Here is an 18,948-nt window from a genome sequence, read left to right as displayed (position 1 = left end):
GGTGCGATTAGGCTTTGAGAGCTTTTTCAAATTGGCCAAGAATAGGCTGCAATAGCTCTCTTTTTAATTTTAAAGATGCTTGGTTAATAATTAGTCGCGAACTGATATCGCAAATGTCTTCAACAGCTATGAGATTATTAGCTTTTAAGGTTTTCCCTGTGCTGACTAAATCTACAATGACATCTGCAAGTCCTACAAGTGGAGCTAGCTCCATTGAGCCATAAAGTTTAATTAAATCGATATGCATGCCTTTTTTTGCAAAGTGCTCTTTAGCGGTTTTTACATATTTTGTTGCTACCTTTAAACGAACGCCTTTTTTTACAGCGCCTGCGTAATCAAAATCTTGTTTAGCTGCGACCATCATTTTGCAACGTCCAATATTAAGATCAATTGGTTGATATAGCCCTTCGCCCATATATTCATCAAGGATATCTTTACCTGTAATACCAATATCAGCTGCGCCATATTCAACGTAAGTTGGTACATCTGTAGCTCTTACAATAATCAGTTTTATATTTTTTTGATTAGTATCTAAAATCAGTTTCCTTGACGTCTCAGGATTTTCATTACAAGTAATCCCTAGTCTTTCCAAAAGAGGGATGGTTTGTTCAAATATTCTTCCTTTAGATAATGCGATTGTAATTTTCATCTTAATGAATCCGTTTAATATTGGCACCTAGTTGATTTAATTTATCCTCTAATTTTTCATACCCACGATCAAGATGATAAATACGCTCAATCGTAGTTTGTCCTCTTGCTGCCAAACTAGCAATAACAAGGCTTGCGGAAGCCCTTAAATCTGTTGCCATCACGGAAGCCCCTTCTAAATATTCCTTGCCTCGAATAATCGCCGTATTTCCTCTAATATCGATTTGTGCCCCCATGCGAATAAGCTCTTGCACATGCATAAAACGATTTTCAAATATAGTTTCAGTAACTTCTGATACACCTTCTGCAATAGTATTTAATGCCATCATTTGCGCTTGCATATCTGTAGGAAATGCAGGGTAAGGTGCAGTTCTTATACTTACCGCCTTTAACTTTCCATCACTTTTAATACGTATCGAATTTTCGTATGACTCAATTTTAACGCCGGTTTCTATTAATTTTTGCGTAATCGCATCTAAGTATTTATGCTGTACATTTTTTAAAAGTACGTCGCCACCTGTCATTGCAACGGCTGCTAAATATGTGCCCGCCTCAATTCTATCAAATATCACATCATGATTTGCTTTGTGAACTGAGTCCACGCCTTCAATTGTAATCACGTCAGTCCCTAAACCTTGAATCTTGGCTCCCATTTTATTTAAACACTGTCCAAGATCTACAACTTCAGGTTCTTTTGCAGCATTCTCTAAAACGGTTATCCCTTCGGCTAATGAAGCAGCCATCATTAAATTTTCGGTACCTGTAACAGTCACAATATCCATATAAAATTTACAGCCTTGTAACTTAGTCTTCGGTAAATGTTTTGTCGAAGCCTCAATATAGCCATTATGAATATCTATTTTTGCGCCCATTGCTTGTAAGCCTTTGATATGGATATCAACAGGCCTAGATCCAATAGCGCAACCTCCCGGCAATGAAACTCGCGCCTCACCAAATCTTGCAAGCAAAGGGCCTAAAACAAGAATAGAAGCGCGCATTGTTTTGACTCGCTCATAAGGTGCATTTTTATTAATAATTTCTTTTGCAGTTAAGTCGGTTTTGTCTTTTGTAACCTGGATATCAACGCCCATATACTTCAGCAAGGACTTAGCTGTATTAACGTCCTGAAGATCTGGTACATGCGTTAACGACAATGTATCTTCAGTAAGAAGAGATGCAATAAGTATAGGTAAGGCTGCGTTTTTAGCGCCTGATATTTCAAGCTCGCCGTGAAGGGGGGACTGTCCTTGAATAACTAACTTATCCAAGTTATGAATTAGCCTTTAATAACTTTACTAATTCTCCAGTTTCATACATCTCTTTAATAATGTCTGCACCGCCAATAAATTCTCCATGAATATAAAGCTGTGGAATAGTTGGCCAATTAGCAAATACTTTGATGCCTTCTCTTATTTCCGGGTCTTGCAATACATCAACAGCATGAAAATCAGTATCACAAGCATCTAAAATTTTAGTTGCTAGACTAGAAAATCCACACTGAGGAAATTTGGGGCTTCCTTTCATGTATAAAACTACATTGTGTTCATTGATTGTTTTTTGTATCTTATCTTGCACACTCATGCCTTACTCCTCAATATTACGTTTTTAATTGATCCCATTCATTTGGCGTATAAGTCTTCATAGATAAAGCATGAATGTCACTTTTCATCTTATCGCCTAAAGCATTAAATACCAATTGGTGTTGTTTAACTCGATTTAATCCTTCAAATAAACTACTTACAATCGTGCCTTCAAAATGAGCGCCATCCTCACCTAAAATTTCAACAAACTCACATTCAAGTTTTTCTATAATCGATTGCTTAATATCGTTGGATGTCATCTTTTAACTTCTTAATTTATAGCCGGATTTTAACATTCCTAAGGTAAGGGAAGCTAACACAATGAAAAAGAAGGTCACGATTGAGAGGCTTAACAATGGAGCAACGTCAGATTGCCCAAAAAAACCGTACCTAAAACCATCAATCATATAAAAGAAAGGATTGAGCTGAGATAGCTTTTGCCAAAAAGGCGGCAAGGAATGAATTGAATAAAATACTCCTGATAAAAAAGATAATGGCATGATCACAAAATTTTGGAAGACTGCCATCTGATCAAATCGATGAGCCCATATACCTGCAATAATGCCAAATGTTCCGAGCAATGCGCCGCCAATCATTGCGAATCCAAAAATAATCCATGGATGCAACATAGGCAAATCTACATATAAAAGAGCAAATAAATAAATACAAGCGCCTACAAAAACACCTCTCACAATTGAAGCTATTAAGAAGGCTAGAAAGAATTGAAGATAGGTGATTGGTGTTAATAAAATAAATACAATATTTCCCATGACTTTCGACTGAATAAGACTTGATGAGCTATTTGCAAACGAATTTTGCAATAAGGACATCATGATCAACCCTGGAATAAGGAACGCAGTGTACTCAATATTGTCATAAACCTTCACGTGGTTTGCTAAAACATGAGAAAAAATAAGTAAGTAAAGAACTGCAGTAATAACTGGAGCTGCTACTGTTTGAAAAACTACGCGCCAGAATCTTAATAGTTCTTTTTTAAGAAGCGTCCACGTCCCTAAAAATTCATTTTTAAAATTGATCATCTTTTACTTCCAGTAAGTTTCAAGAAGACATTTTCTAAATCAGAATTTGTAAGCTCCATATCCAATATTTTAATTTTTGTTTTTTTTAATTCACCCATAATAAATTCTACTTCTGATATTTCTTCAAGTAAGAAAGTTATGAAATCATGATCTTTGGACTGAATGAGCTTTTGAATATTTATTGGAATTTTTTTCCCTTTTAAATCTAAACGTAATTTTAAATTTTTCGCTGAAAAGCGCTTTAATAAATTTCTCGTTTTGTCTAATGCGACTACCTTGCCCTGATCCATCATAGCTACGCGGCTGCATAAGGCCTCAGCTTCTTCTAAATAATGTGTGGTTAGAACAATGGTGTGGCCTTTTTGATTCAGTTTTTTAATAAACTGCCATAATCTGTTTCTTAGCTCTACGTCTACTCCAGCTGTTGGCTCATCTAGAACAATGACTGGGGGTTTATGCACGAGCGCTTGTGCAATTAAAGCCCTCCTTTTCATGCCACCAGAAAGCATTCTCATATTTGTATTAGCCTTTTCTTGAAGATCAAGGCCTTCAATCACTTCATCAATCCAATCATCATTTTCACGGCCTTTACCAAAATAACCGGCTTGAAATCTGAGCATTTCGCGTACATTAAAAAAAGGGTCGAATACTAATTCTTGTGGCACAACACCAAGCGATCTTCTCGCATTTTGATAATCTTGAATGACGTCATATCCCATGACTTTGATTGATCCAGAAGATGGCTTTGCGAGTCCGGCTAGAATATTAATAAGTGTGGATTTGCCTGCACCATTTGGTCCTAGCAACGCAAAAAATTCGCCTTCTTCAATGGTTAAATCAATACCTTTGAGAGCTTCTAATTTACCGAAGCTTTTTTTAACTTTATTAAATACAATGGCTTTTTTCATTAGAATGAGTAAAGGAAGTTTCTTAAATGGAAATTTAAGAGGAGAGCTTTAGTGAAGGGAAGATACGAGATCTTCCACTCCGTATAATTTAGCAAGGCTATTTAAATTCTTTGGTAAATTCTTAAAAGTAAAATGTGATTGAGTTTTCTTAGCTTGTCGTTGCAATTCAAAAATTAAACTTAATGTTGAAGTATCAATTGAAGTCACTTTTGAAAAATCAATTGTTATTTTTTTATCTGTTTTTTGTTTATTAATTAAATCAATGATAGTAGGTATCTTTTCAATCGTAAGATCACCACTTAAATACCATTGATTTTTATCAAACTCGATCATTTGTTTGCGGTTTTATCAAAATTAGCATTCTTCTCGGCAAGTTTTGCAATAAGAGAAGCCATGCCATTTTGTCGAATTTCATTGCCAAATTGGCCGCGATAATTTGTTACTAAACTCACGCCTTCAATAATAATATCAAAAACTTTCCATGAATTACCATCTTTTTCAAGCATGTAATCAATAGGTAAAGGTGGTGCCCCTGGCTGTAATACCTCTGTTTTAATTAACACTTCTTCGTCAGTGGGCTCAAATCGGGCTGGCTTATAATTGAGGGTCTGATCTTTAAATTTTAATAGAGCAGTGCCATAAGTTTTTACAAGCATGGTTCTAAATTCTCTTTTAAAGGCTTCCTGCTCTTCTTTTGTTGCGGCTGGATATGCTTTACCTAATACAAGCTTAGAGATACGATCAAAATTAAAGTAAGGTAATATCTTCTCTTCAGTAATTTTGTAAGCTTTTTCTCTATTGCCTGCTTTTAAGTCTTTATCGGTTTTTAAAATTTCAAAAATTTCATCGGCTGTTTTCTTAACAAAAACATCAGGTGCCTCTGCAGCAAATATACTCATCGACATCATTAAACTTAAGATCACTAATAAAAACTTTTTCATATCTTTAAAATTCCTTTTAAATTTTAATTATTTTTTTGGCTCTTCAGTGGCTTTGTTATACAAAAACTGACTGATGAGCTTTTCTAATACAACCGCATCTTGAGTCTTAGAAATACGATCTCCCTCTTTGAGAAAGTGATCGTCGCCACCTGCTTCTAAACTAATGTATTGTTCACCCAATAATCCTGATGTATAAATATTTGCAAAAGTATCTTTAGGGAACGGATATCTTTTGTCTATTTTTAAAGTCACAACAGCCTGATAAACTTTAGTGTCAAATTTGATGTTATCAATGCGGCCTACGACAACACCCGAACTCTTAACAGGCGCTCTTGGTTTAAGGCCTCCAATATTCTCATAATTTGCCGTGACTGCATAGGTTTCCCCTAGTGTGTTGCTTGTTAGGTTGCCAACTTTCATAGCAAGACCCATAAGTGCAGCAATTCCAATCGCTACAAATAAACCTACCCAAATATCTAACGTTGTCTTATCCATATTTGCTCCAATCCTATATTAATGCGCAATCATAAACGAAGTTAAAATAAAATCTAATCCCAAAACTGTCAATGAAGAAGTTACGACAGTTCTTGTGGTGGCTCGACTAACACCTTCGGCTGTTGGAGGCGCGTCAAAGCCTTCATAAAGGGCAATAATCGTACAAGCAATTCCAAATACAACGCTCTTAATCAGCCCGTTAACCACATCAAATCTAAAATCAACATTCACGTTCATCTGTGACCAAAATGCACCGTGATCCACACCGATGATTGGCACTGCAACTAAATAACCGCCCATCACCCCTACCATTGAAAAAATGGAAGCCAATATAGGCATTGAAATGACCCCCGCCCAAAATCTTGGGCCAATAATTCTAGCAATAGGACTTACGGCCATCATTTCCATAGCAGATAATTGCTCTGTAGCCTTCATTAAGCCAATTTCAGCAGTAATTGCAGTGCCAGCTCTACCAGCAAATAAGAGCGCTGTTACAACGGGTCCAAGCTCTCTCAGAAGCGCTAATGCCACTAAAACACCGATAGATTCTGATGAGCCATATTTTTGAAGTGTGTAATAACCTTGCAAACCTAAGACCATGCCTACGAAGAAAGCAGACACTATGATAATAATTAAAGACATTACGCCAGTGAAATAAATTTCGCGGATCGTTAAATGAATACGCCTAAAACTTTCACCTGAATAAATTAAAGTTAATAAAAATAAACGTGTAGCAGAGCCAAGACGCCAAATTCTTGAAGTCACTTGGTTACCTAAACTACTTAAAATTTTAAAAATTGGGTTCATGATTAAACAGACTCGTAAATATCTTTTTTATAACTAGGTGCACTGTAATGGAATGGAACGGGACCATCTTTTTCGCCATGAACAAATTGATGCACAAAAGGTAGTTTAGATTTTGATAGTTCTTTCGGTGAGCCCTCTGCAGCGACGATGCCATCTGCAATAAAATAAATATAGTCTGCAAAAGAAAAGGCTTCTTCTACATCATGCGTCACAATAATTGAAGTTGCCCCTAACGCATCGTTGAGCGTTCTAATGAGGTCACAAATCACTGCCATAGAAATAGGGTCTAATCCTGCAAAAGGCTCGTCATACATAATAATATCTGGGTCTAATGCAATAGCTCTTGCAAGAGCAACGCGTCTTGCCATGCCGCCTGAGAGTTCAGTAGACATGAGCTTATGAGCGCCTCGAAGACCTACAGCATTAAGTTTCATAAGCACTAAATCACGAATCATGCTTTCAGGTAATTTTGTATGTTCACGCATTGGAAATGCCACGTTGTCAAATACAGACAAGTCTGTAAAAAGTGCACCATGCTGGAAAAGCATGCCCATTTTTCTTCGCAATTCATAAATGCCTTGCCTATCTTGTTTATGGACAATCTTGCCGTCCACAGAAACCTGACCTGCTTTAGGTTTAATTTGTCCACCAATCAAACGAAGAATAGTTGTTTTACCACAACCACTTCCACCCATAATAGCCGTGACTTTACCGCGCGGAAAAATCATATTGATATCTTTATGAAGCATACGATTATCGTAGCCAAAAGATAATTTTTTAATTTCGACTATATTTTTTTGGGTCATATTTGAAAGTGAATTTTATAGGGTCATTTTACTATGGAATTATAATTCGCCGTATGAATGTAGGCCAGATAAAAACATATTAACGCCTAAAAAAGCGAAAGTAGTAATAATGAGTCCAATCAAAGCCCACCAGGCTAAAATAGACCCTCTTAAGCCTTTTACGATTCGATAATGAAGCCACGCTGCGTAATTTAACCAAACGATTAGCGCCCATGTTTCTTTAGGGTCCCATGACCAATAACCGCCCCAAGCTTCCGCCGCCCATATAGCGCCTAATATCGTTGCGATTGTAAAAAAGATAAATCCAATTGCAATAGATTTATAAATAAGATCATCAAGCACAGCTAGTTTTGGTAAATAAGAAGTGAGTATTTTTTTACCTGAAAGTAAGTAAGCTACCGATACCATGGCTGCCAATGAAAAAGATCCATATCCAATGAAATTTGCGGGCACATGTATTTTCATCCAATAAGATTGAAGCGCTGGTACCAAAGGCTGCACTCCATCTGCTTGACGATCAAATGTGTACCATAAAATAAATCCTACAGCCGCATTAATAATAATTAATACAAATGCACCTAGCTTTTTAGTATTGAATTTTTCTTCGTAAAATAGATATAAAAGCGATGTGATTAAGCAAAATAAAATAAATACTTCATATAAGTTACTAATTGGAATATGGCCAACATCGAGACCTATTAAGTAAGATTCATACCATCTTACAAGTAATCCAATAAATCCGAATAGAGTAGCCACTGATGTAAAAGAGGATGCAATATCATTAAGGAAATTATTTTTTGTAAGAAGTCCTATCCAATACAGTAAAAGTGATAAAACAAAAAACACATTCATCCACATAATGGCCGGTTGACTTGCTATTAAGTATTTCAATAAAAAGACTTGTTCGTTATTAACTAACACCCCTTTATATAGCTGGATAGAGAAAAGACTGATTATAAAAACTAATATTGTGATTTTTTTAAAATGACTCCAGCTCCAACCAAGCCAGCTAAAAAAACCAACACTTCCGAATAAAATTACCTTTTCATAAATATCCATGTAGCTATGAAATGTTTTTAGTGCATACAAAGCACCTCCTAACAAAAAGATAAGATATAAAACATTAAATGTTTGAGAAGTCGTTTTTAAAGATTTAAATAATTTACTTAACATAGCTCACCTATCATTGAATAATTTTTCGAATATCGTTAGTTAATTTTTTGTAATCACTTTCAAAATCTATATTTTTGCGATTAGAGCTCAGTGCAAGAATAACGCCACCTTTTGCCTTAATAAGTAACCAAAATTTTCTTTCATGTAAATAAATCATTGAAAAAATACCAAGCACTAAACTTAGAGACCCCAAATAAACCCAAAATTGCCCAGGCGATTTAGTCAGCTGAAGTCCGCTTGCCTCTTTTTGTTCGTAATTTGTCAATTCAAAATAGTAAGGGGCTCCAAAGAAAAACATATCACTATATGCATTTAAAGAGTCTTGAATAAATTTAATGCGCCCTTGGTCAAGCTCTTTGCCTAAAAAATTAAATCGATTTCTATAAAGCTCGACTGATGCAATATCAATAATTTTTAAATAAGTCTGTGCGGCTTTTTCTTTTTCACTAGGAGGTATATTTTTATCTAAATTTTCAGAAACACTTGAAAATCCTCCCTTTGCAAATAAAGTTATTAATTTATTGACACTATTTTCAAACGATTCTTTAACAGTATCATTTTTGTCTGCATTCATGGATTGATTTGCTATTTTTTTTGCGACAGCCGAAATCAAAGCCTCATTTTGAAGTGCATCTTTAAATAACATAAAGTCATCAATTGACCCTTTTTTATCTGCAGGGACTTTTAAATATCTGAACTCTTCTTGCGGCGTTTCTCTCATGCCGGTAATAAAGAAAGAGCGTCCATCAATTTCCATAGCATATTGATACGAAAGGTATTCGCGAGCCTGTCCTGAGTTATTTCTAATTTTATAGGTAACACTTGGGCCTACATTTCTGGGCTTTTCTTTCTCGCCCTCTTTTAAATGCAATATATTAAACTTTCTAAAATCATTAAATTCATAGGTAATTTGATCTTTATCCAATTTAACTTTTTCAAAGATTTGTCCACCTATTTTTTGAGGTGCATTCGAATTGAATAAGCTCCGTAATTTAATATCGAGTTTTGTACCACCATCCTGGAAATCTGATTGATATATTGCAATACCTTTATAAGTAAAAGGGTGGTTCACACTAATTGTTTTTGCTATACCCTCGGGGAATTCTGGATCGGAAATAACCAAATCACTTTCAAATGATTTTGGCATGCCTGTTGAATAATGGTTAATTCTAAAATCTTTTAAAGTTATTTTGAAAGGTAAATCTTGTACAAGATACCCATCCTTCATTCTCACAAATGCAACATTATCTGAACCACCTTCAACAAGCGTCATATTCGCCCTAAATGAAGTATTGTCAGAACTCAACCTGCTTACCTCTGGGACTTTTGAGGCTGGTATATCTAATGTTTCTATTTTTTTATACCCTAGCAACTCTTGTGCTTTAAAAGTTAAATTTCCATCTAATAGTCCGCCCAAGCAAATTACTACTACGCCCACATGGGTCAAAATATAACCTAAACGCTGATAGTTACCTTTTTTGGCTACAATTAAAATATCACCATTTTCTTTTGATTTCTCTTTAATCTTAAATTTAACTTGCTTTAAATAATTAAGAATTTTTGAAACATTCACATTCTTTTTATTTTTTATAACAAGATGGTGCGAGAAGGATAGAAGAGATTTTTCCTCCAAAGAATCTTTGAATACTAGAAAATCTTTAAGAATTGCTGGTGTATTTTTAGAAATGCAAAGTGTTGTAGATATCACCAAGAAAAGTAGGATCGTTAAAAACCAAATGCTGTGATACACATCATAGAGGCCAATCTTTTCAAAATATCCAAACCAAAATTGACCAAATTTAATAATGTAATTTTCATATGGCTCATTCTGCTTAAGAATTGTGCCTATGATTGATGCAATACCCAAAAATACAAGCATCGAGACTGCAAAGCTCATTGAGCTCAGAAGTTGGTTTATTTTTCTGACATTAAATGTAGTAGATTTCAAAATGACTCATTTTTAAAAATGAAAAGTTTCGACTACGAAAACTGCAAAGAAGTTGCAGTGATTAAATAAGAACGAGAAGGGTTTATCTTAATCCTTGGATATAATCAGCTACTGCTTCCATTTCTTGATCCGTCAGTTTAGCCGCAATAGTTCGCATCATTTTTGCTTCATCGTTTGCCCGAGCACCTAATCTAAACTGTCTTAATTGATTTAAAACATATTCTGAGTGTTGGCCGCTTAAGCGTGGATATTTAATAGGCAAACCGTCACCTGAGGGACCATGACATGAAGCACATGCTGGGACAGCATTAGCTTGGATACCAGCTCGGTAGATTTTTTCTCCTAAAGATCCTGAGCCATTTGTTTTGGCTTGCCCCAAACTTAACGTTTGTTTTGAAAAATATTCTGCCACAGAATGCATATCGGCATCTGATAGCATTCCTGCCATACCAGACATGACAGCATTTGCGCGAGCGCCTGATTTAAAATTAGCTAGCTGTTTATAAAGGTATTCTGAGTGCTGTCCAGATAATTTCGGGTTAGCTGAAATTGCGCTATTACCATCGATTCCATGACATGCCGCACATACATTTGCAACTGCTTTCGGCGGAGTTTTCTGAGCAATAGTTTCTGAAATCGCAGTACTTGAAATTAAAAAAGACAAGATGAGAATAAATAAAGCATTTCGACTGCTCATTGCGTAAAGCTCCGTATTTAAAGTATTTTCAAGACCTTCATTTTATCTAAAATCCCATTCTCGTGATAGCATTTTGATTGGATTGAACAGGTTAGGTAAAGCGCATGGCTATTTTTCAAAACGCATCATATTTTATATCTGCTCACCATTTAAGTGATTTGCCTCCCCCTACTGGCATTGAGATTGCTTTTGCTGGCAGATCAAATGCTGGAAAATCCAGTGCTATCAATACGCTTGCTAATCATAATCGTCTTGCTTTCGTAAGTAAGCAGCCGGGGCGAACACAACTTATCAATTTCTTTTCTCTGGGTGAAAATCGTTTCCTAGTAGACTTACCCGGTTATGGTTATGCCAAGGTACCTCACGCTATCAAAGATCATTGGCAAAAAACTCTAGCAACTTACTTGTCGGAACGTTCTTGTCTTTTTGGTCTTGTTTTAGTGATGGACATAAGGCATCCACTCACGCCTCTTGACCAACAAATGTTAGAGTGGTTTTCATTAAATAAAAAACCTATTCATATTTTATTAACTAAAGCAGACAAACTGTCTCGCGAAGCCTCACATAAAATACTTCGTAGCGTTCAAAAAGAAATAGATGAAAAGTGGGGGGCATCTCTTGGTATTGAATGTACGGTTCAACTTTTTTCCAGCTTAAAAAAACAAGGTGTTGATGACGCTGAAACCATCATTGGGAAATGGCTAAATACGTCTATAAATCATGTCCCAAACTTTGTAGCCTAGTTTAATTCCTCGATTTTCATATTTCGTTAAAGGACGATAATCAGGTTTTTTAAAAAAATCATCAGACATCTTTTGTAATAAGTCTTCTTTATCCAACAAATCAATAATCCAAAAAGCATAATCTTCCCAGTCTGTAGCGATATGAAGATATCCAGACTTCTTAATCTTTTGCGCAATAAGTTTTAGTAAGTTTGATTGTATAAGCCTTCTTTTGTGGTGTCTTTTTTTAGGCCATGGATCAGGAAAAAAAATATGAATACCATTCAAAGAATCATCCTTAATCATTGAATTAAGAACTTCCACAGCATCATGTTGAATAATTTTCAAATTAGAAATATTATTTTCTTGAATTAACTTAAGCAAATTGCCTACGCCGGGAGAGTGGACTTCAATCGCAATATAATTCTTATTCAAGTTAGACCTTGCAATCTCAGCAGTAGAAGTTCCCATACCAAATCCAATTTCCAATATAAGATCTCTACTTTTATTTTCAAAAGCCCCATTGAAATCAATTAATTTATTTTCAAAAATAACAGCATGTTTTTGAAAGCTTTCATGAATAGCATTCGTCTGAGCTTTGGTAATTCTTCCTTGCCTTAGAATATAACTTCTAATAGGTCGCCTCTTTATATCCTCTTTATCTTGATTAATCATAACGTTTTGACTTTATTGTTATTTTTAAGCCCTACAAGATTTATATCTATATTCTTTTCTATTATCATCACTTTAAATAAATCACCCATTTCTGAAGGGGATAGTAATTTTTGAATTTCCGATACTGATTTCATATATAAGAGACTATCTTCTATATTTACTTTCTCAAGCAACTCTAATATGCCGCAATTAATAAGAAAATTTGCCTGAGAAATAAAGCCATTAATATGGAGTCCTTTGCTAGAAGCCTCTCTTGCCACATAGCTAAAATTAACATGACTTGTAATATCTTGGATTCCAACCTGAATAAGAGGATTGTCGTGAGCATGATGCTTAAAATGGCACATTAGTGTTCCCTGGGATCTTTGCTCGTGAAAATACTCACTGTGATTGAATCCATAGTCAATAATTATTACAACGCCTTTACTAATAGATTCGCTGATGTTATTAATCCAACTTTTAATATGAATTGCATCTTCTGCAAGATAATTGTCTGGAAGACTTTCTAGATTGATGTGGTCATATGTAGACAGATCTTTTATTGCCTTATCTTTCCAGATAAATAGATCATTTTCCAGACCAACACCTTTTTGATAAGGAATCCCTGACGATTTTTTTATCAAATCTACAGGCATTGCATCTAAAAGTTCATTACAGAAAACAATCCCATTATATTCTTGCGGAATTTTATCAATCCACTGTACCTTGCTGAACAAATGCGGAGGCAAATTTTTTATTAAAAGTTCGTATTGGCGCTTTCTCAATGAATGACTTATTTCTAAAATAAAATAATGGTCAATTTTTTTGCTGTCCAAAGACTGGATTACCTCAAGAGCAAACTTGCCTGATCCAGCACCAATTTCTATTATATTTTTATCTAGCGATAGAAAAATTTCTTCAAACTGAATGCACATTGTTTTGGCAAAAAAACTTGATATTTCAGATGCCGTAACGAAGTCGCCTTTTTCACCAAACTTTCTTAAATTTCCATTGTAGTAACCGAATTCAGGGTCATAGAGTGCAAACTCCATAAAGCGATCAAAACTTATCCATCCTTGACTAGAATGAATGGCCTGAATGATTTTTGTTTTTAATTGCTCGCTTAATTGAAGCTCAATTTCCGAGGCTATAGGCATGGTTGGCATAGGTATTAGATTATAATAGAGTGAAATCATTTATACATAAACCTATGAAATCTAATAGAAAAATTGCTCTGGTTACGGGCGGCGCTAAAAGAATTGGGCAAGCAATTTGCAAACTTCTTCATGAATCCGGTATCGATTTAATGATTCACTATCGCCATTCAGCTGATGAAGCAAGAAAGCTTCAAGAAGATCTTAATAAAATTCGTAAAGATTCCGCAAGTATTATTCAAGCCGATCTTGTGAATATGAAACTATTGCCAAGTCTAGTCGAGCAAACAATCAATACTTATGGCAGATTAGATATCCTCATAAATAATGCCTCAAGTTATTACCCTACCGAAATTGGGAAAATGAATGAAAAAAATTGGAACGATCTAATCGGCAGCAATTTGAAGGCACCTTTATTTTTATCTCAACTCGCAGCAGATGAACTTATTAAAACTAAGGGCTGCATTATAAATATCACTGACACACATATAGATAAACCGAAGAAAAATTATATTATTTATAGTATTGCCAAATCAGGCCTTACAACTTTAACAAAATCTTTGGCCCAAGAATTAAGTCCAGATGTAAGAGTTAATGCTGTTGCTCCTGGTCCAGTTTTGTGGCCTGAAAATAATGAAGAATTTAACGATATCTATAAACAAAGAGTTATTTCTCAAACGTTATTAAAAAAAATGGGTACGCCGGAAGATGTTGCCATGGCAGTCAAATTTTTAGTGCTGGATGCCCCATTTATTACAGGTCATATTTTAGCTGTCGATGGTGGAAGATCTATTTCATTATGATTCCTCAAATTCCAATTAATGCAACCAATAACTTTCTCAAATTGCGGAATAAACTTATAGGCTTAACTGGCAAAGCAATCACTGATTTTAATATGATTGAAAATAATGACCGAGTCCTAGTATGTATGAGCGGCGGAAAAGATTCATATTCATTGCTGATGTTTTTACTAGCACTTAAAGAAAGAGCCCCTATTCATTTTGATATTATTGCGATGAATTTAGATCAAAAACAGCCAGGATTTCCAGCCGAAGTATTACCTAATTTTTTAAAAAATTTAGGTGTTGAGCATCTCATTGTTACTGAAGACACCTATTCAATCGTAAAAGAAAAAATACCAAGTGGTAAAACTACCTGCTCTTTGTGCTCTCGCTTAAGACGTGGAATTATTTACAGGACAGCGAAAGAACTTAATATCAATAAAATTGCTTTGGGCCATCATCGTGATGATATTGTTGAGACACTTTTCCTTAATATGTTTTTTGGTTCTAAATTAAAAGCTATGCCACCTAAGCTAATCTCTAATGATAGTAAAAATATTATTATTCGGCCTTTAGCATATTGTTCCGAAAAAGAGATTTCAAGCTATGCCTCTCGTATGAATTTTCCTATTATTCCTTGTAATTTATGCGGCTCACAAGAAAATCTTCAGAGAAAAAAAATAAAAGGAATGCTGATGGAGTGGGAGAAAGAGCAACCTGGGCGAATTAATAATATATACAGAGCCATATCTAATATTGAACTCTCTCACTTAGGGGACCGAAGTCTTTATGACTTCGAAAATCTTAATCAATCTAACGAAGAAGAAAATGATGACCTTCTTTTTACAGAAGATTTAATCAGAAATCTTAATACCGGCTTAAATAATATTGCTTCATTTGCAGAAAATATTGCCTCTTAAATTCACTATTTAAATTTAATTAACGTAATTTATCTAACTAAGTTAGTATAGACATCTTGTATATATCAAGATTTAAATTTATTATTCATCCAAATTTTTGATCCAGAAACCCCCAAATGTCTAAACTTTTAATTGTTGAATCACCATCTAAAGCCAAAACTCTTCAAAAGTATCTTGGTAATAAATTCGAAGTTTTAGCATCATATGGCCATGTGCGTGACCTTATTCCAAAAACAGGCGCCGTTGAAACAGATAATAATTTCAAAATGAATTATGCAATTATTGAAAGAAACTCCAGACATGTGGATGAAATTGCAAGGGCCGTAAAAAAATCTGATGAAGTCTATTTAGCTACGGATCCTGATAGAGAAGGAGAGGCTATTTCATGGCACATTCTAGAAATACTCAACGAGAAAAAATTAACTAAAGATAAGTTAATTAAACGGGTCATTTTTCAAGAGATTACAAAATCAGCTATCGAGTATGCCATTGAACATCCTCGAGATATATCAATGCCCCTTGTCAATGCTCAGCAAGCCAGAAGAGCGCTCGACTATCTTGTAGGTTTCAATTTATCACCTCTACTTTGGAAGAAAATTAGAAGAGGACTATCAGCAGGAAGAGTTCAGAGTCCAGCACTAAGACTTATTATTGAAAGAGAAATTGAAATTGAAAAATTTATCAGCCAAGAATATTGGACGATTCATTTAGATTCCATTAAGTCTAAAAATAAATTCCAAGCAAAACTCATTCAGCTCGACAATAAAAAAGTAGAGCAATTTACTATTGTTTCAAAAGAAGATCACGAAAATATTGTTGGCAAGTTACTTTTAGAAAGTGCTGGGAAAACAAAAGTTACTCGTGTTGAAAAAAAGCAAAGAACGCGCAATCCTGCGCCCCCTTTCTCGACATCAACTCTTCAACAAGAGTCAGTTCGAAAACTTGGATTTACAACGAGTCGAGCCATGAGAATTGCCCAGCAACTTTATGAAGGCCTTGATACTGGCAATGGTGCCGTAGGCTTAATTACTTATATGAGAACTGATTCACTATCACTCTCAAATGAAGCGATGAATCAAATTAGAGGATACATTCAGTCAAATTTTGAAGCAGATTATTTGCCTAAAGCACCTATTTTTTATAAAACGAAATCTAAAAATGCACAAGAGGCACATGAAGCAATTAGGCCAACTGATATAAGCCGAACACCTCAGAGCCTTATTGGCAAACTATCTCCTGAACAATTTAAGTTATATGAAATGATTTGGAAGCGATCTCTAGCAAGCCAAATGACACCGGCAAAGTTTGATGCTGTGAGTGTTGATCTTGCAATTGGCTCAGAAGCAAATTTATTTAGGGCAACTGGACAAACACTAATATTCCCAGGATTTATTGCCATTTATACTGAAAGCTTAGATGATGCATCAAATGAAGATGAAGACTCTCTTAAATTGCCTCCACTTGAAACTGGCGAAATTCTAACTGTTGATAAAATTTATGGGGATCAACATTTCACTGAGCCACCTCCCAGATACTCTGAAGCTAGCCTTGTAAAATCTTTAGAAGAATATGGTATTGGAAGACCCTCTACGTATGCGAGTATTATTTCTACGCTTCAAGATCGTGAATATGTGATTCTCGACAAAAAAAGATTTATGCCTACTGATGTAGGTCGTGTGGTTAATAAATTTTTAACTGAGCATTTTACCCGCTATGTTGATTATGATTTCACAGCAGGTCTTGAGAGCTCTTTAGATGATATCGCAGAAAATAATAAAGAATGGATTCCTCTTCTGAAAAGCTTTTGGGATGACTTCAACAAAACAATTATTGAAAAATCAAATATCGATCGTGCTGAAATTACACAAGAAGCTATTCATGAAGACTGTCCTAAATGCAGCAAACCTTTATTCTCCAGGCTTGGCAGAAGAGGAAAATTTATTGGATGCTCAGGCTACCCTGATTGCGACTATACAAGAAATGTAAATGGCGATTCAAGTGTTTCGAATGAACCTGTTCTTGTTTGCAAAGATCCTGAAACTGGAAAAGATGTTCTTCTGTTAGTGGGGCCCTATGGGCCTTATCTTCAAGTAGGCGTCCAAGAGGAAGACAGTAAAAAGAAACCTAAGCGCGTTAGCGTCCCTAAAGAAATTTCATTAAGTGACTTAAATGAAGGTATAGCATTAAATCTTTTATCACTTCCTAAAGAGTTGGGCCTCCACCCTGATACAGGTAAAAAGGTGATTGTAAATATTGGACGTTTTGGACCTTATGTAAATTATGATGGCAAATTTAAATCTATTCCTAGATCCGAATCTATTTTTGATATCACTCTGGATCGAGCCCTGGAACTAATTGCAGAAGCTATTGCTAAAAATGCTCCTTTAAGAATTTTGGGTAACGACCCAGAAGAAAACCTTTCGGTTGAAATCTTTAATGGTCGCTATGGCATATATCTTCAAAAAGGCTCTACCAAAGTTACCTTACCAAAAGATCAGGATATTGAAAAAATTACTTTGGAAGAGGCTTTAATATTTATTACCAATAAAGAAGCTTCGAGCAAGGGTAAAAAGAAAACTGTAGCTAAAAAAACAACGGTCAAGAAAGCATCTGAGAAAAAAGCAACTACTAAAAAACCTGCAGCAAAGAAGAGGGTCGTAAAAGCTAAAAAAGTTTAGCTGTCTTTTTTAGATTGATTTAGATAAGAAATTGAAGAGGTTTTTTCAATCCACTTACGAATTCTATTTGCATCTGCACTTCGAGTCGCACTTCCATAGGATTTAAGTAATACTATAATCATAGGCTGCCCACTTATCATAGCTTGCATGACAAGACATTTTCCAGCTTCTTGGATAAAACCAGTTTTTGATAAACCAATAATCCAATCACTCTTTCTAATCAATCCATTTGTATTATTAAAATTTACTGGTGCATGATGTCCTTTAACGTAAGCTTCGTATGAAGCTGTCGTTGTAATTTCTCGAATTTCAGGGTATTGGTATGCAGCTTTTACCATCTTTACAAGGTCTTCAGCTGTAGACATATTATGATTATTAAGCCCTGTAGGATCTGCAAATTCACTGCGCGTCATATCAAGTTGTAATGCTTTAATATTCATGGCATTTACGAAACCGGCTTTTCCTGTTGGATAATTTCTCCCAAGGGCAGATGCTGCACGATTATCAGAAGCAATTAAAGCAATTTTAAGTAATTCAGATCGTGGCAACACTGTTCCCACTGGCAATTTTGAACTTGAATTTTTTAACGTATCTACATCTTCATTGGTGATGGCAATCTCTTCATCCATAGGAAGATTTGCATCTAAAGTTACCATGGCAGTCATAAGCTTAGTAACAGAAGCGATAGAAGTTAAAGTGTTGGTATCTTTAGCAAACAATACTTCGCCTGTATTTTGATTTACAATCAGAGCGTTTGACGAGGCCACCCTTAAAAGACCATCTTTATTAGTCTTAGTATCTGCTCGAGATATACCAGCTAATTCTGCTTTTGATGGTTTATTAGATTTAGATTGTTTTGCTTCGACTGAAATTGCAGATAATACAAGAAAGAAAGTGATGCTTAGGATGAAAAAAAGTCTGATACGTTCTCTCACTCGGTAATCTCCTATTCATACTAAATTTACGCGATAATAAACAAAAAAAACATATTTGTC

The 18,948-nt window shown here is 35.2% G+C and carries 21 protein-coding genes; 4 read left to right on the top strand and 17 right to left on the bottom strand.

Annotated features, from left to right (window positions below):
• Positions 1-7 precede the first annotated feature (7 nt).
• From hisG to FIT79_RS00750, 14 genes are all read right to left on the bottom strand, one after another.
• A complete protein-coding gene (gene hisG / locus FIT79_RS00815; protein ID WP_139875347.1) occupies positions 8-649 on the bottom strand; it encodes an ATP phosphoribosyltransferase in 642 nt (213 codons plus the stop codon).
• 1 nt (position 650) lies between these two features.
• Positions 651-1,916, bottom strand: coding sequence for a UDP-N-acetylglucosamine 1-carboxyvinyltransferase (murA, locus tag FIT79_RS00810; RefSeq protein ID WP_139875346.1), 1,266 nt, complete (start codon positions 1,914-1,916; stop codon positions 651-653).
• A 1-nt stretch (position 1,917) separates the two neighbouring features.
• A complete protein-coding gene (grxD, locus tag FIT79_RS00805; RefSeq protein ID WP_139866806.1) occupies positions 1,918-2,229 on the bottom strand; it encodes a Grx4 family monothiol glutaredoxin in 312 nt (103 codons plus the stop codon).
• 16 nt (positions 2,230-2,245) lie between these two features.
• The gene (locus FIT79_RS00800; protein WP_139866804.1) at positions 2,246-2,488 is read right to left on the bottom strand and encodes a BolA family protein; all 243 of its coding nucleotides are present in this window, start codon (positions 2,486-2,488) and stop codon (positions 2,246-2,248) included.
• Positions 2,489-2,491: 3 nt separating this feature from the next.
• Positions 2,492-3,268 carry an ABC transporter permease gene (locus FIT79_RS00795; protein ID WP_139866802.1) on the bottom strand — a complete coding sequence of 259 codons (777 nt, stop codon included), beginning with the start codon at positions 3,266-3,268 and terminating at the stop codon, positions 2,492-2,494.
• Positions 3,265-4,176 carry an ABC transporter ATP-binding protein gene (locus tag FIT79_RS00790; protein WP_139869990.1) on the bottom strand — a complete coding sequence of 304 codons (912 nt, stop codon included), beginning with the start codon at positions 4,174-4,176 and terminating at the stop codon, positions 3,265-3,267. The genes FIT79_RS00795 and FIT79_RS00790 overlap by 4 nt, the downstream gene beginning before the upstream one ends.
• A 48-nt stretch (positions 4,177-4,224) precedes the next feature.
• Positions 4,225-4,509, bottom strand: coding sequence for an STAS domain-containing protein (locus tag FIT79_RS00785; protein WP_139875345.1), 285 nt, complete (start codon positions 4,507-4,509; stop codon positions 4,225-4,227).
• Entirely contained in the window at positions 4,506-5,117 is a 612-nt protein-coding gene (locus FIT79_RS00780; RefSeq protein ID WP_139875344.1) for an MlaC/ttg2D family ABC transporter substrate-binding protein, read from the bottom strand. The genes FIT79_RS00785 and FIT79_RS00780 overlap by 4 nt, the downstream gene beginning before the upstream one ends.
• Before the next feature lie 27 nt (positions 5,118-5,144).
• Positions 5,145-5,612: an outer membrane lipid asymmetry maintenance protein MlaD gene (gene mlaD / locus FIT79_RS00775; RefSeq protein WP_139866794.1), complete on the bottom strand. Its 468-nt coding sequence runs from the start codon at positions 5,610-5,612 to the stop codon at positions 5,145-5,147.
• Between the two features lie 18 nt (positions 5,613-5,630).
• Entirely contained in the window at positions 5,631-6,419 is a 789-nt protein-coding gene (gene mlaE, locus FIT79_RS00770; protein ID WP_139866792.1) for a lipid asymmetry maintenance ABC transporter permease subunit MlaE, read from the bottom strand.
• A 2-nt stretch (positions 6,420-6,421) separates the two neighbouring features.
• Positions 6,422-7,225: an ABC transporter ATP-binding protein gene (locus tag FIT79_RS00765; protein ID WP_139875343.1), complete on the bottom strand. Its 804-nt coding sequence runs from the start codon at positions 7,223-7,225 to the stop codon at positions 6,422-6,424.
• Between the two features lie 39 nt (positions 7,226-7,264).
• On the bottom strand, positions 7,265-8,398 hold the full coding sequence (gene ccsB / locus FIT79_RS00760) for a c-type cytochrome biogenesis protein CcsB (protein WP_139875342.1): 1,134 nt from the start codon (positions 8,396-8,398) through the stop codon (positions 7,265-7,267).
• A 10-nt stretch (positions 8,399-8,408) separates the two neighbouring features.
• Entirely contained in the window at positions 8,409-10,346 is a 1,938-nt protein-coding gene (locus FIT79_RS00755; RefSeq protein ID WP_317615509.1) for a cytochrome c biogenesis protein ResB, read from the bottom strand.
• 82 nt (positions 10,347-10,428) lie between these two features.
• Positions 10,429-11,043: a c-type cytochrome gene (locus FIT79_RS00750; RefSeq protein WP_139866786.1), complete on the bottom strand. Its 615-nt coding sequence runs from the start codon at positions 11,041-11,043 to the stop codon at positions 10,429-10,431.
• Positions 11,044-11,147: 104 nt separating this feature from the next.
• On the opposite strand from FIT79_RS00750, the gene yihA reads away from it, so the two are divergent.
• The gene (gene yihA / locus FIT79_RS00745; protein ID WP_139875341.1) at positions 11,148-11,786 is read left to right on the top strand and encodes a ribosome biogenesis GTP-binding protein YihA/YsxC; all 639 of its coding nucleotides are present in this window, start codon (positions 11,148-11,150) and stop codon (positions 11,784-11,786) included.
• On the opposite strand, the gene trmB is transcribed toward yihA, so the two are convergent.
• A complete protein-coding gene (gene trmB, locus FIT79_RS00740; protein ID WP_139875340.1) occupies positions 11,745-12,440 on the bottom strand; it encodes a tRNA (guanosine(46)-N7)-methyltransferase TrmB in 696 nt (231 codons plus the stop codon). The two genes, yihA and trmB, sit on opposite strands and share 42 nt — an antisense overlap.
• Positions 12,437-13,615: a class I SAM-dependent methyltransferase gene (locus tag FIT79_RS00735; protein WP_139875339.1), complete on the bottom strand. Its 1,179-nt coding sequence runs from the start codon at positions 13,613-13,615 to the stop codon at positions 12,437-12,439. The genes trmB and FIT79_RS00735 overlap by 4 nt, the downstream gene beginning before the upstream one ends.
• A gap of 14 nt (positions 13,616-13,629) precedes the next feature.
• On the opposite strand from FIT79_RS00735, the gene FIT79_RS00730 reads away from it, so the two are divergent.
• The 3 genes from FIT79_RS00730 to topA all read left to right on the top strand — a co-directional run bounded on the left by FIT79_RS00730 (position 13,630) and on the right by topA (position 17,953).
• The gene (locus FIT79_RS00730; RefSeq protein ID WP_139866779.1) at positions 13,630-14,376 is read left to right on the top strand and encodes a pteridine reductase; all 747 of its coding nucleotides are present in this window, start codon (positions 13,630-13,632) and stop codon (positions 14,374-14,376) included.
• A complete protein-coding gene (ttcA, locus tag FIT79_RS00725) occupies positions 14,373-15,275 on the top strand; it encodes a tRNA 2-thiocytidine(32) synthetase TtcA (protein WP_139875338.1) in 903 nt (300 codons plus the stop codon). The genes FIT79_RS00730 and ttcA overlap by 4 nt, the downstream gene beginning before the upstream one ends.
• Before the next feature lie 116 nt (positions 15,276-15,391).
• Positions 15,392-17,953 carry a type I DNA topoisomerase gene (gene topA, locus FIT79_RS00720; RefSeq protein WP_139875337.1) on the top strand — a complete coding sequence of 854 codons (2,562 nt, stop codon included), beginning with the start codon at positions 15,392-15,394 and terminating at the stop codon, positions 17,951-17,953.
• Here the strand turns inward: topA and FIT79_RS00715 are convergent.
• Complete coding sequence (locus FIT79_RS00715; RefSeq protein WP_223254732.1) at positions 17,950-18,888, bottom strand: serine hydrolase; 939 nt, start codon at positions 18,886-18,888, stop codon at positions 17,950-17,952. The two genes, topA and FIT79_RS00715, sit on opposite strands and share 4 nt — an antisense overlap.
• Positions 18,889-18,948: the final 60 nt, after the last annotated feature.

Source organism: Candidatus Methylopumilus universalis (assembly GCF_006365315.1).
Lineage (GTDB): Bacteria > Pseudomonadota > Gammaproteobacteria > Burkholderiales > Methylophilaceae > Methylopumilus > Methylopumilus universalis.
This window is presented reverse-complemented; position numbering and strand designations above follow the sequence as displayed.